The sequence below is a fragment of the Anaerosporobacter sp. genome (assembly GCF_031551385.1).
Lineage (GTDB): Bacteria > Bacillota > Clostridia > Lachnospirales > Lachnospiraceae > Anaerosporobacter.
In genome coordinates this window covers 13800-28589 of sequence record NZ_JAVBNS010000062.1, presented here as the reverse complement: position 1 = coordinate 28589, position 14790 = coordinate 13800, and the positions used below count along the sequence as shown (strand labels likewise).

The following is a 14790-nucleotide window of genomic DNA, read 5'->3' as shown; positions in this document are numbered from 1 at the left end:
TATGATGAAATTCCTAAAGATTATAAAAAGCCTAATTAATGGGAAAACAGATTTTAGATTAAAGATATTCTATATATTGGCTATGGTAGGCATAGGGCTGAGCTTTTTGATGACTATTTTTTCAATAATTGCTGACGCACAGGAAACTCAAATCATATTAAATATGAGTGCAGGAATTTTTGCAATTATTTTATTAGCAATTACATATAAAACGAAAAAATATAAGATGAGCTACATATTAGTTTGTATTATTGTGTTCATGATTGGCTTTGGGGCGTTTTTTATATCGGGGGGAGGGTATTATAGTAGTATGCCGTCTTTTTTTATATTTGCGGTTGTATTTACAATGTTTATGATTGATGGAGTTGCTATGCTACTATGTGTCTCAGCAGAATTAGGCATTTATATTGGATTGTGTATATTTGCTTATCTACATCCGGAGTATATCATCTGGATTGGAGATGAGAAAGAGATTGTTATTGATATTATAATTGGAGTTTTGATAACCAGTTTAGCTCTAGGTTTAAGTATTTCGTTACAGTTATATGCGTATAAAGAACAACAGAAATTACTAGAGAAAACGAGACAGGAAGCCGTACAGGCGAATTTAGCAAAGAGTGCATTTTTAGCGAACATGAGTCACGAAATTCGAACTCCTATCTATGTTATGCTTGGAATGACGGAGATGATGTTGTTAAGAAGTAAGGAAGCGTACATAATTGACTATGCAAAAAAAAGTAAGAAAGCAGGAAATGTATTATTAACATTAGTTGATGATATTCTAGATATATCAAAGATTGAGAATGAAAAGCTAGATATTGTATGTGTAGCTTATAATATAGAAGATTTGTTTCAAGAGACAACGATTATTGGTAAAGAACTAGCGAAGAAAAAGGGGCTGATATTCCAAGCTGAGTTAGAAGAGACAATACCAAAGGTGTTAGTAGGAGATGTAACGCGAATTAGACAGATTATAATTAATCTTATTAATAATGCAGTTAAGTATACAAATGAGGGGAAGGTTGTATATCAAGTTAACTATCATAAGCATGAGGAAGGAAGAATCGAATTAATTATTTCTGTAAGTGATACCGGAGTTGGGATTCATGAAAAAGACATGGAAAAAATATTTTCAAATTTTGTACAGATCAATACGGTGGAGAATAAAGGTGCTGGAATTGGACTGGCTATTGTAAAAAAACTAACGGAACTAATGAATGGTGAGATAACGGTAAAGAGTCAACTAGGAGAAGGAAGTAGATTTTGCATAAAGATACCCCTTGAAACTAGAATAGATGGAGAAAAGCATGTGGAACAAAGGGAATTGCAAAATAAAGAAAGTGTAGAAATCTCAGAAATTGAGAACATAGCAATACCAGGCGCAAAAATTCTCGTTGTTGATGATAATAATGATAACCTAATGGTTACAAAAGAATTGTTAAACTATATGGAAATCCAAGTAGAGCTAGCTCATAGTGGATTAGAGTGTATAGAAAAACTAATAGATAATACATATGATATGATTTTTATGGATTATATGATGCCAGATATGAACGGGGAGGAAACATTACAGTATATAAAAAATAGGCATAAGGACTTTACAACTCCTGTTATAGCATTTACAGCTGATGTGATATCCGGAGTAAGGGAGAAACTGCTTGCTGCTGGTTTTTCAGATTATATGGCAAAACCAATACAGATGACTAGGCTGAAACATATCCTGCTTGAACATCTTTCAAAGGAACAATTGGTGACAGAGACCAGAAGTGAAATGAGAGAAGAGGAGCAACTGAAAGTGAAAGAATGGCAAGAGAAATTGATTGTCTATGGAGTTGATTTGAATATGGGGTTGAAATTATATCAACATGATAGAAGATTATATTGTAAATGTGCCGAACTTTTTGTAGAGTATTATTATGAAAATATAAAAAATCTGACGGATCACTTAGAAAACGAAGACTGGGATAAACTATATTATGAAGTGCATACATTGAAATCTAGGGCAAAAAGTGTTGGGGCTACCATGTTAGCTGAAGATGCTGTGCGGATGGAACAGGCATTAAAGGGGAAAGATTATAGTCTGGTTAGTGCAATGAAAGAATTAGCTTATCTGGAATACAAAAGAGTTTATCAGGGACTTACTTTGCTATTAGCGAAGTAGAGGGGCAATAAAAAGGAGAGAGGAAAAATGGATAGGAGCAAGGTATTAGTTATTGATGATGATATGATGTTGCTAGGATTAGTAGAAGCAGTACTTTCTGAGAAGTATGAAGTAAGTACAGTGAAATCGGGGAAATCAGCAATTGATTTTTTACATAGGGAACATCCTCCGGATATTATTCTGTTAGATGTTGCAATGCCAGAACAGGATGGCTTTGAAACATATGAACAGATTAAAAAAATCAATGGCTGTGAAGAGATACCAATTATATTTCTTACAGGAAAGACAGACGCAGATGCGGAGATAAAGGGGCTAAAACTAGGTGCGTGGGATTATATTCACAAACCGTTTAATAAAGAAATTCTATTGACACGAATAGAGATTTATCTTGAAAGAGAGAGAAAAAGACTTGAAGAAGCGAAGAAAAAGGAAGAAGGAATTTTCTCGGAAAAGAAGCTTTGGGAGATGAAAAAGATACTTTCTGAAACAGAATTTGAAGTTGCACAATTACTGGCACTTGGATATACGAATGAGGAAATTGGAGAGAAGTTAGCATATTCCTATAATTATGTAAAGAAAGTTGTTAGTAATGTGCTTGGAAAGCTAGGAGAAGGTAGGCGTAATCAAGTAAGAGATTATTTCATATAAAAAATAAAGAGGTAACTCTCGGTGTCTATTTGGGCTGTATAAATTTTGTTATAATAAGATTGTTTTGGGGGAAATAACGTTTATATATTTTGTAAAAAAGTTATGGAGGTAGAAATAAGCGTGAAAAAAACAATCTTAATTGTTGATGATGACAGGGTAAATTTATATATGGCAGAGACAATACTAAAGAATGATTATCGAGTAATTATGTTAATCTCAGGGGAACAAGCACTTACCTTTTTAAAAAAACAAAAACCAGATTTAATTTTACTTGATATTAATATGCCAAACATGTCTGGCTATGAAGTGATGGGGGCATTGCAAAAAGCTAAGATGCAAATACCAGTAATATTTTTAACAGCAGATACAGACGCAAAGACGGAAGTGGAATGTTTGAAGATGGGAGCGGCTGATTTTATAGGGAAACCATTTGTAGCAGAGATATTAAAGAGTCGTGTACAAAAAGTGTTGGCGGATAATGAATATAAGAAAAAACTTGAGATATTAGTGAGCAGGGAAAATACAAAGGTTAAAGCTATTAGGAGAGAAGTTGGACATAGTTTGGTTAATATACTGAAAAGCCGAGACAATAATACGGGTGGGCATGCAAAGAGAACACAAGCCTATGTTAAGATCATAGCAGAAGAATGCAGAAGGATGGGGATATATCCGGATATACTGACAGATAGCTATATGCAGAATGTGATTAAAGCAGCACCGTTGCATGATATGGGTAAAATAAATATACCTGACTATATACTGCAAAAGGCGGGGACATTAACAGAGCAGGAGTTTGAGTTTGTTAAATCGCATGTTATAGTTGGCGGAGAGATGATAAAAGAAACGATGGGAAACATTGAGGAAGAGGCGTTTATAGAAGTTGCAGTGCAAACTGCGAGGTACCACCATGAAAGATGGAATGGTGGAGGTTACCCAGAGGGACTAAGTGGAGAACAGATTCCTCTTGCGGCTAGAATTATGGCGGTAGCGGATGTGTTTGATGCACTCGTGTCAAAACGAATTTACAAAGAGCCGGTAAGAATAGATGATACGTTTAATATAATATTTATGTCAGCGGGAACACATTTTGATCCACTTATAACACAGGTGTTTTTAAGTGAAGAGCTTAGATGGAAAATCATTGAAACTGTTAACAAGTTTGCGTTACAAGACTGTTAATTACACATTTGTAATTGATACGATAGAATGCAAACTTAGAGAGCAGGAGAGGGTGAGACAATGGGAGTGTTTTTTCATCTAGTAGGAATTATATTAGTAATATTCACTATGATTCGTATATTTTATTTGCAAACATCAAAACAACAACAATGGCTATTATTCATTGCTGTTTGTTTAGGAATATACCAACTTGCCGCGATTGAGCGTTTAATGGCACAATCTGTCGAAGCGAAAATTATGATTTTAAAGTTTTCCTATTTGGGGGCAATATTTTTAGTATATTTTTGCTTTATGTTTACGGTAAGTTATTTTAGATGTAAGATATCAAATCGATTTGCGCAGATATTGTTTCTCTATCATTGTTTATTATTTGGTATGGCGTTTACATTTGACAGGCATAATCTTTTTTATCGTGAGATTATTATAACTGGTCCAAATGAATGGGGGCAGATTCCTGGATTTTTTTATTATGTGCACATAGGAACTATGTGTGTTTATCTGTGTATTATGGTTTCATTAGCAATAAGATATAAGAAAAAGTACAAAAAACAGCTTGATTTTACGACATGGTGTAGTGTTCTATCAATATGTGTTGTTCAATCTGCTTTTTTTCTTGTGCATTTTTGCTTGAAGATGATAGAAATAGTAAAACCTGAAATAGGTAGTAATCTGTTTTTTAGATATCTACTTCAATTTGACTATAGCGAATGTTATTACACATTTATGAGCGCAACAATATTTTATATTGTGTATCGTTATCAGTATTTTGATATATTAGGAGTGGAAAAAGATCGAATCCTTGATGAGACAACAGAAGCAATCTGGGTATTTGACCGTTTTGGAAGGCGTTCCTATTTTAATAAGAAGGCAAAAGAGATACAAGGTGCTATTAGAAGTAAGAGAGATTTTGAAGAATTCTTGAATAGCCACATTGAGGAAGAGAATTTTTATAAAATTAATAATGACTTCTTTGAATTAAAGAAAAAAGTACTCGATACAAAACAGATTTCTCAAGGCTGTATCTATATATTCACAGATATTACAAATGCAATGGCGTTAAAGGAAGAGGCTGATGCTGCGAATAAAGCGAAAAGTAACTTTCTTGCGAAGATGAGTCATGAAATGCGAACACCAATGAATTCAATCATTGGTATGAATGAATTGATTATAAGAGAATCCCAAGAAGATGAAGTAAAAAAATATGCGCAAAACATTGAAACATCGGGAAGTACATTGCTTACGATTATTAATGATTTGTTAGATTTATCGAAAATTGAATCGAATAAATTAGAAATTGTTGAATCAGAATATCAGTTAAGTTCCGTGATTAATGAACTTGTTAATACAATTGAGAACAGAGCAAAAGATAAAGGTATAGACTTTGAAATTAATGTAGCAGAAGATATTCCCTATCTTTTGTATGGAGATGAGGTAAGAATCAAACAGATTATTATGAATCTACTTACTAATGCGGTAAAATATACGAATAAAGGCAAGGTAAAATTCTCTTTGTCTTGGGATCGATTATCTGATACGCAAATGAAACTTTTTATAAGTGTAGAAGACACGGGAATTGGTATTAAACCAGAAGATAAAGAAAGGTTGTTTACTGCATTTGAACGAATTGAAGAGAAAAGAAATCATAATATTGAAGGAACGGGACTTGGCTTGACGATAGTGATGCATATGCTCGAAATAATAGGTTCAGAACTAGAAGTAGAAAGTGTTTATGGTGAAGGAAGTAGATTCTCTTTTTCAGTAAACCAACGTATTGTTGATGAAAAACCTATGGGTAAATTTGAGAAGCGATATGATAATGGTAAGAAACAGTATCAAGTTAGTTTTCAAGCACCGACTAGTAGAATATTAATTGTTGATGACAATGAGGTTAATTTACAAGTCATTAAGAATTTATTGAAAGAAACATTACTGTGTGTTGACACGGCACAGAGTGGAATGGAGTGTTTGAATAAGATACAGTTAGAGGCGTATGATATGATTTTGATGGATCATATGATGCCTGAACTTGATGGCATCGAAACATTTCATAGAATGAGAGAAATGGAGCATCGATGTAATGGAATACCTGTAATTGCATTAACGGCAAATGCAATATCAGGTGCGAAAGAAAGTTATCTAGCAGAAGGATTTAATGACTATCTCTCAAAGCCAATCGATAGTAAGAAACTTGAAAGGATGATTCAGAGATACTTACCTACAGATAAAGTAATTACGAATGTCGTTGAAGAAAGAGTAGAGAGAGGAGAGTTTGGTTCATTTAAAGAAATTGATGCAACGCTTGGATTGAAATTTATGAATGGCGATGTGAGTGATTATGAAGGTATCCTAAAGATATTCTATGAATGTGGAAAAGAAAAGCAAACTCAGTTAGAACACTGTTATCAGATTAAGGATATTAAGAACTATACCATAGAGATTCATGCTCTTAAAAGCGTTTCTTTAAGTATTGGTGCTAGTAATCTTTCCAATATAGCAAAGAAATTAGAGCAAGAAGGGAAGAACGACAATTGGAATTATATTGTCAGATATCATAATGATATGACGGAACTTTATAAAGAGGTGCTATCAGAGATTGGCACTGTATTGGAAAAGAGTCAGAAGAGTGATAAAGATAATGTAAGAGTTGAAAAACCTCAGAATGATGGTATAAGAAAATTAGATATAGCGGAGTATAAAGAGTACGTGAAGTTGTTAAGAGAAGCTATAGAGGGGTATGACAAAGATTTAGTTCAATCTTTATATGATGAGATGCAAGGATGTAGTTATGAGGGAAAAGATTTGGAAGATTTATTGTTCCCGATTGTAGAAAATGTTCTGCAATTTCATTATGAAGAAGCAGAGAAAATGTTTGTAGAGTTTTTTGGAGAAGGATAGTCGTTAGGGAATGTGATAAGATAAGTGATTTGAGGCTGGGCAGAGATGTGGGAATGATATCTTTGCTCAGTTTTTTGTTTGGCTTGAAATTTTTTATTAAGAAAATAGTACAGGTTTCGTATTTTAGGAAAACGCTAGCAGTTGTATAATAGAAAGTAGTATAAGAGCAACACAAAGGAAGAAGGGAATGTATGTTAGATTTATATCCAGATAAAGAATATATGTTGACGTTTACAAACGAAGAAATCATGCAATATCTAGTGGAACCAGTGCAGCAGTATAGGGATATTCGGATTCGTATATCTACTTATGGTATGTTAAAAGATAAAAAACGTAAAGCTATGCAGGATAGAATATTATCAGTAATCCTTGATGGAGAAAAAGGGGAGTTCTCTGTAATGTTCTACGACCATCTAATAGCAATTTTTATACAAAATGAAGAATTCATGTTTTTTGATGACAATGTGAAAAGAAACATTGTCAGTAGTGAAACCTATCAAAATGTTGTCTATGAGGGGACATTGCGAGATAAGACACATGAGGAAATATTGGGTTTAATTTATGATGTTGTAATGATAGTAAGGGGAGCGAAAGAAATAAGCATAGAAGAAACCGTAATTGAGCAAGTTGGAGTTCAATATCCAAAGTGTAAGTATGATGTGAAAATTAAAAAAGAGAACAGAATGAGACGGAAAATACAATTAGAGAATATACGGTTTTTGATTGATTAGGGATAAGGGGGTTTTATGGTGAAAATGTTAAGTTTGAATAGTAATATAGGCGGGAAAAAATTCTATCGGTTAATGAATCTTTGTTTTGAGTTATCAACGCATTTTTCTTTTACTAAGCGTACATTTCATAAGAAAGATGTTGAGTATAAGATGTTTTTAGAAGATTTAAGTCCGTCTTATATCGATACACGGTTTACTCCACATTGGTTTTGTTATTATGTTCCTGAAACAACTCCTTTGGAAGTTCAATTATTTACGACAGATAATAATATGAAACATATCGTAAAAAAACATTTTGATAACTTGTTTCAAAATGAGCGAATGAAAGACGGAACATTGGGGAATCTCAAGAATCTGCCAGAGGATATGTGCTTTTTTATAGGTGATAAGTTACTGCTAGGTACGGTTTCTCATGAAAAGATTTGTTATGTATATCCGCCTACACAGGAGATAGCGGAGCGATTTATGGAGTTAGGGGAATGGGAAGAGGTTGAATGTATAGAAGAGGAGCATATTTGTTTGGAAAATAGGTAGGGAAGGAAATTAAAAGTGAAAAAGAAAGGTGACAATCAACTATGAGATATTTAACGGCACAATTTGAAGCATCAGAATCATTTTACTTTGATTACTATTATTATTCCAACATTACGTTTGAGGAATTGATACATCAGAGGATGTAGGAAGATTTTATTTAGTTGCAAAAAGAGGTTGCTCAATTTGGCAACCTCTTTTTGCATATAAAGTAATATTACTTATCTACACGTTTTTTTATAATAAAAATAAATAATTCATAAATTAACACTATAAAAAAAGAATATAAATAAATCCCTAAAAAGGCAAGTAAATCAATTTTTATTGGTGTTAATATCATGTAAGAAATATAAATTATAACAGATACTATAAGAGTTTTTTGTAATATTTTTAAAATACTTAAAATCTTTGAATTCATTAATTTCATTAACGCCTCCATATATGTCATAAATTAGATGTTTATTTAGTTGCAAAATTTATTTTAATCCTGTATTTATTTTGTATGTTTTGTCAAAATCAAATGTTTTTAAAACAAAGTTCCCCTCTGCTCCACCAGCGCTTAGTCCAATATATACCTTACTAATTCCGCGTACATTTACACTAATAGTGGGACCATTTGTTGTAGCGCTCTTGCTAAAATAAGTAATTTCTTGACAAGCATACATTCCAGTTTCACAAACATCATGATAGTTTATGGTAGTATTATACACCTCTGGAGCAATCCAGTACGAATATGTATAATTAACCTTGGAAACTATTTTTCCACCTATGCTACTTAATTCGAAAATTGTTGCTAGATGAGTAAGTGTAACATTGCTGTTAATCAACGTAGATCCTAACCTTCTAATGTTATTTTCTTTTTTACTTGTCATCTCAGAACTAATTTCGGAAGCACTAAATTCTTCCTCTAATTGACTTACAAGTTCGATTAATTCTTCTTCATTCTCTACGTATATGGGCTCAAATCCTCTTAATGACATATAACAATATTATACAGGTCAAACTTGTAAAAATCAACTAAAATATTGCCATGTATTACTTTTGATTACTTCGAATTGAATTTGATTAACTTTATGTATGAATAAAAATCAACTAAACCAATCGATTGAGAAGGTGCTAAGGAATTACAATTTAAGTGGATAGATATGGGAATAAGGAATCATTTTGGAATGTCATAAAATGTGTTAGAATAGTAACAGTATCTGAGAGAATTTGAGATACAAGTTCTAAAAACAGGGGGAAAAAAGAAGATGATTCATATTAAAAAAATAAAGAAAGTATGTATTCTAGCATTGGGAGTACTAAGTTTAACAGCATGTACAAAGCCGAATAACAAGGAAGTAAACCAGCAAGTAAATCAAGACAATGTATTCGATGAGGAAATGGTTGATACAGAAGAAATAGAGATAGGTACCACGGAATTGGAAAATGAAACATATGAGGATTTTGAGGATGAAGAAATAGAGGTAGACGATCTTGGCATAGATATTACAAACGATTCCTACTTTTTTGAGAGTGGCATTTCACAGCAAGATTACAGTGGAACATTTATGTTTTATGGTATTACTGAGCAGAATACAAACTTGAATATCATTGAATTAGCGAGTCTTGACAATGGTATTTTATATGAATTAGTATTTGATGCGATTGAAGGTGTCCCAGATGATCGCTTGCGTTTGGGGTATTTTTATGTGCAAGAAGATAAGATTTATAAGATGGATGCAACGGAAGAGAATCGTCATAGCTTAGAAGTGATGGAAGAATTGCCATATGATAGCGTAATTGTTTGCCAAGAAGAAGGATTAGAAGACTTTTTAGATGAGGAAGAGTTAGGATTCCATCAATATATAGAAATAGACGGAGACATGCGAATCTATCATTCTTACAACAACCAAGTGGAATCAGGATATTATGAAACATTTACTTGGGAGATGGGAAGAGGATTAGTGAACTATCGAAGTGGATATGGTGCTGAGAGTGAGTCTATGGAATTGCAATTAATGGAGTAGTAATCTTTATATTGGAATAGAAGAGTATTTTTGTTCATGACTAGATGACGGTGTTTAAAAGCTAAGTAGGGGAGAGGGTTTGCATTAAAAAATTATTTATCATATTATTAGGGGTACTAAGTTTAACAGCATGTGCAAAACCGAACAATAAACGGGTAAACCAAGACAATGTATTTAATAATGAAACAGTTAATACACAAGAAATAGAGATAGATACCACAGAATCTGAAAAGGCAATCAATATATATGAGAAATTCTTGGCGGGTGAAATCGTGGTAGGGGGTACTGCAGGGGGGATTGATATAGACTTCATAACAATACCGACAGGAGAACCGGATTGCCGTTATTCAACAAAATATGCAATATTGGATTCGAATGGAGATAAAATACCCGATCTTCATATTAAATCTGTACGTTATTATTATCTTTTAACCTATGTTGATGACGAATTACGTATTTTAAAAAATTTATCGCCTAATCCACAATACTATGCATTAAATAATGAAGCATTTATTAGTATTTTATATGGACCGTCTGGAGATGAATATCATTATTTTAAGCTTGATATTTTGGGGAATGAAGTAGGAATAGTTAATTTTTCTAAACGTGATACAAATCAAAATGGTTTTTTTGATGATGCTGATGAATATTCATTTAATGAGCAAAATGTTTCAAAAGAGGAGTGGGATACGTTAACTGAGCCATACTTATACACTGATGAAGAGGGGAGAGAATGTATAAAAAATAAAATTGAATGGACTGTTTTTTGTGAGTAAATAAACTATAATGACCTTGGCATGGAGTAAGAGATGATGAGTATGTATTGGATGAACTTATTGAACTTTCTGAGAGGTAATGGCATACATATGAAATAATAGAAGAATCAATTATTGAATATGGGGAACATGTCGATAATCCGTATTGGGGAATAAAATCATGCAAGACTTATATAGATGATTTTAGAAATATATGATACAATTGAAATAATTGTGTATGGTTTGGATAAACATAAAATAAAAGGAAACAGAGTCATATATTTTCGGAAAAATCTCGATTGAAGGAGTGAGCGAAGTCGATGCTTAACTGGTATAATGCGTTTGATAAGTTAAATGCTTATGTATATATTATTGATTCAGAAACATATAACATTGTTTATATCAATAAAAAATTGAAACAAAAAATGGGGGATATAGTTGGACAGCAATGCTTTCGTGTGTTGTGCGACTATAATGCTCCATGTAGCTATTGCTTATCAATGGACACTCTTTGCAAAATTGATGGTTTCGATGAAGGCATGTGTATCTATAGCCCAAAACTTAATACATATATTGATGTTCAACAGGGGGTAGTTGAATGGGAAGGTGGAAAAAAAGTCCGCCTTTGTACTGCTGTTGATTCTGTAGAACAAGAAATTATAAATAAAAACCCAAAAACTTTACAATCTATGTTTTTTATTAATGATTCAATTAACAAGTCGGCAGATATATACTTTTTTGCAATTGATGAAAACTTAAAACTGCTTTATGCAAATAACTTATATAAATCAATTATTGGAGAAGATATTAATATTGGAGACAGACTGCCAATCGAAAAGCATTATATTCAGGCGGATGTTGAACGATTTTTTGATATGGTGTTTCCTACTGTATTTTCAGGTGAATCTGTAGGTGGAGAGGTGTTGCTACTTAGCAAAGATAAGAAAGAGATACCAATTCGTTTTAACTCTTTTCCTGTATTTGATGAAATGGGAAAAGTTATTGCCTATGCATCGTTTGGTGTTGATATAGCAAATGAAACTGAGATGAAGAGAATAGTAGACTGGCAGCGTGAAATCCTTAATAATACAAAGGATATGTTGGCAAGTTTCGATAATGATTTAAATGTTGTATATTGCAATGCAGCATTAAATAATATCACTGCTTGGTTAGATAAGCCAGAAACAAATCTTGTAACTTCGAAATGTTTTGCATCTAAATCATATGAACTTTTACATAATACTATTATACCTAAAATCTTTTTAGGAGAATCGCAATCATGTGAACTAATGTTAATATCAAATGCAAGAGATGTGATACCAGTTTTCGCGGATTTTTTCCCGGTTTTTGATCAGTATAAGGCTGTAATTGGTATTGGAGTCACTATGCATGACATTTCGGTTCAGCATAAATATGAGGCTGCAAATGAAAGACTTGAAATTGCTTTAGACCTTGCTAATGCAGGTTCATGGGAAGTTTCTATATCGGATCAAATAATAAATTATGATAATCGATTTGAAAAAATGATGCATCTACCGCCATCGCCGATAACAATCAAACACTGGGATGAACATATGTCATCTATTATAGATAAGAAAATGTGTAAAGAGATATTTGAGTGTCTTTTTAATAACTTTAATGGTACATATTCATCAGATTATAAAAACCTGTATACAAAATTTACTGATGGAACATTTATCTACTCAAATTGGACAGCGAAAATTTATTATGGCACAAAAGGTAATCCCGAACGTATTTTAGGTGTAACTTGGGATGTAACAGATGATGTACTAGAGCATCAGGCATTTGAAGAAATCAAAGAAAAACAGCTTAGGGCACATAAATTTATTTCAAATATTTCGCTGCCATTCACACAGCCGTATGATGATTTTAATCTTTTAATGAACAATGCAATCTGTGAACTTCAGGAATTTTTTGAAACCGACAGAGTTGCTGTTTTTGAAGTTCAAAAGGATTATTCTCTTTTATGTACCTATGTAAGCAGTCAGAAAGATGATTGGACTGATATTATAGGGTTTCATTGCAGCTATGAAAGTATACAGTCATTATGCAAGGAAATAGATAAGCAACCATACCTATTTTATCACTCAACAGAAGAGCTTTTTAAGGAATACCCTTTTATTTCACTAGGAGCAAAAAGTCAATGCTACATTCCTATTGTAATTGATGGTGAAAGCATCGGTTACTTGGTGATAACCAATTATCGTGAACAAGCAGATTGGACTGAGAATGAATTTAAACCTGCTGTTATGGCTGCATCAATTATTGCGGGTGCATATTCTTTGCGCAAAAGTGAGCAAGCACTTAAAGAAGCGATAGCTGCGGCAAAGGAGGCTAATGTAGCGAAAAGTCAGTTTTTGTCAAATATGAGTCATGAAATTCGAACTCCTATGAATGCAATTATTGGTATGACTAAGCTTTCCGAAAAAGCGCAAACAATAGAAAAATATCAAGAGTATATAGGCAGTATAAAGATTTCATCAGAACATTTACTTACCATTATAAATGATATTTTAGATATTTCAAAAATTGAATCTGGAAAATTCCAGTTAAGTGAGACAGTTTTTAGTCTGGAACGAACAATTGTAAAATCATGTTCAATGATGTCTTCAAGAGCAACAGAAAAGAACCTGAAATTTATAGTAAATAGTGGTGATAATATAAAACTCCGTTATTATGGCGATGATACTCGAATTTCTCAAATTTTAACAAACTTGTTATCAAATGCTGTAAAATTTACGCCAGACTGTGGAACTATTTCTGTCTATGTTGATGAAATAAATTGTGAGAATGATAAAGCAGAAATTCAAATTATAGTAGAAGATACGGGAATAGGTATGACCATAGAGCAACAAGAGCGGGCTTTTAATTCTTTTGAACAGGCTGATGGCAGTATTTCAAGGCAATATGGTGGAACAGGGTTAGGACTTGCGATATGTAAGTCAATTACAGAAATGATGGGTGGTTCCATCGTTATTTCGTCACAACCTAATAAAGGATCTAAGTTTATTGTAACAATCTATCTTGATCGTGCGAATGATGCAGAGAAGGAAGTATATGAAATTGTTCAAAAACAGCTTGTTAATAAAAAGATAGTAGTCTTATCCGATGATGATTCTTTAATATCAAAATTTTCGAGAATCTCTGAAAAATTTGGAGTTGAATGTACGATTGTAAGCTCTTTTAATGATGTTAATGAAAAAAACAATCGATATGATGTTATTTACTTTGACTTTTCATTACATAATACACAAACCGTTGATACTTATAAGGCGATTGAAGGTTTGATTGATAAAAATATCATGATACCAATCATCGAGTTTAATTCATGGGATTTTGTTCGAGAGGAGGTTTCTGAATATGGTGTAAATAATTATTTCCAGAAACCTATTTTCGCTTCGCCGTTATATGATTCTCTTATGAAAGTCATATATGGCACTAAAACACAAGGCGTACATAAATTTGATAAAATGCCTGATTATTCAAAAATTCATCTTCTTCTAGCTGAAGATATTAAAATAAATGCTGATATATTAAAATCGCTACTTAAAGATACTAAAATAAATATTGATGTTGCTGAAAATGGTAAAATAGCAATTGAGATGTTTGAAAGTAATCCCGAAAAATATGACGTAATATTTATGGATGTACAAATGCCAATTATGAATGGGTTGGATGCAAGTCGTAATATTCGTGAATTAAGCTTCGAGAAAGCAAAGTCCATCCCAATTATTGCTATGACGGCAAATGTTTTTAAAGAGGATATTGATACATGTTTGGAATCAGGAATGAATGATCATTTAAGTAAACCAATTGATATATCTATGATTATATTAAAAATCAATAAATATGTTGGATAG

At 32.6% G+C, this 14790-nt stretch carries 11 protein-coding genes; 9 read left to right on the top strand and 2 right to left on the bottom strand.

Translation table 11 applies throughout. From position 1 onward, the window contains the following. Position 1: 1 nt before the first annotated feature. From RMR19_RS06725 to RMR19_RS06700, 6 genes are all read left to right on the top strand, one after another. Positions 2 to 2161, top strand: coding sequence for an ATP-binding protein (locus RMR19_RS06725; protein ID WP_310602732.1), 2160 nt, complete (start codon positions 2 to 4; stop codon positions 2159 to 2161). Between the two features lie 27 nt (positions 2162 to 2188). Then, entirely contained in the window at positions 2189 to 2809 is a 621-nt protein-coding gene (locus RMR19_RS06720; protein WP_310602731.1) for a DNA-binding response regulator, read from the top strand. 102 nt (positions 2810 to 2911) lie between these two features. Beyond that, positions 2912 to 3988, top strand: a complete 1077-nt coding sequence (locus RMR19_RS06715; RefSeq protein WP_310602730.1) for a response regulator — start codon at positions 2912 to 2914, stop codon at positions 3986 to 3988. Positions 3989 to 4048: 60 nt separating this feature from the next. Then, entirely contained in the window at positions 4049 to 6883 is a 2835-nt protein-coding gene (locus RMR19_RS06710; protein ID WP_310602729.1) for a response regulator, read from the top strand. 191 nt (positions 6884 to 7074) lie between these two features. Further along, on the top strand, positions 7075 to 7614 hold the full coding sequence (locus tag RMR19_RS06705; protein ID WP_310602728.1) for a hypothetical protein: 540 nt from the start codon (positions 7075 to 7077) through the stop codon (positions 7612 to 7614). Between the two features lie 15 nt (positions 7615 to 7629). Then, entirely contained in the window at positions 7630 to 8148 is a 519-nt protein-coding gene (locus tag RMR19_RS06700) for a hypothetical protein (protein ID WP_310602727.1), read from the top strand. A 214-nt stretch (positions 8149 to 8362) separates the two neighbouring features. Here the strand turns inward: RMR19_RS06700 and RMR19_RS06695 are convergent, their stop codons facing one another. Both RMR19_RS06695 and RMR19_RS06690 read right to left on the bottom strand, forming a co-directional pair. Continuing rightward, positions 8363 to 8572: a hypothetical protein gene (locus RMR19_RS06695; RefSeq protein WP_310602726.1), complete on the bottom strand. Its 210-nt coding sequence runs from the start codon at positions 8570 to 8572 to the stop codon at positions 8363 to 8365. Positions 8573 to 8621: 49 nt separating this feature from the next. Further along, the gene (locus tag RMR19_RS06690) at positions 8622 to 9125 is read right to left on the bottom strand and encodes a hypothetical protein (protein WP_310602725.1); all 504 of its coding nucleotides are present in this window, start codon (positions 9123 to 9125) and stop codon (positions 8622 to 8624) included. 270 nt (positions 9126 to 9395) lie between these two features. On the opposite strand from RMR19_RS06690, the gene RMR19_RS06685 reads away from it, so the two are divergent. The 3 genes from RMR19_RS06685 to RMR19_RS06675 all read left to right on the top strand — a co-directional run bounded on the left by RMR19_RS06685 (position 9396) and on the right by RMR19_RS06675 (position 14790). After that, positions 9396 to 10154, top strand: coding sequence for a hypothetical protein (locus RMR19_RS06685; protein WP_310602724.1), 759 nt, complete (start codon positions 9396 to 9398; stop codon positions 10152 to 10154). Positions 10155 to 10411: 257 nt separating this feature from the next. Further along, entirely contained in the window at positions 10412 to 10930 is a 519-nt protein-coding gene (locus RMR19_RS06680) for a hypothetical protein (RefSeq protein WP_310602723.1), read from the top strand. A gap of 392 nt (positions 10931 to 11322) precedes the next feature. Beyond that, positions 11323 to 14790 (top strand): ATP-binding protein, encoded by a 3468-nt coding sequence (locus RMR19_RS06675; RefSeq protein ID WP_310602722.1) that lies wholly within the window; start codon positions 11323 to 11325, stop codon positions 14788 to 14790.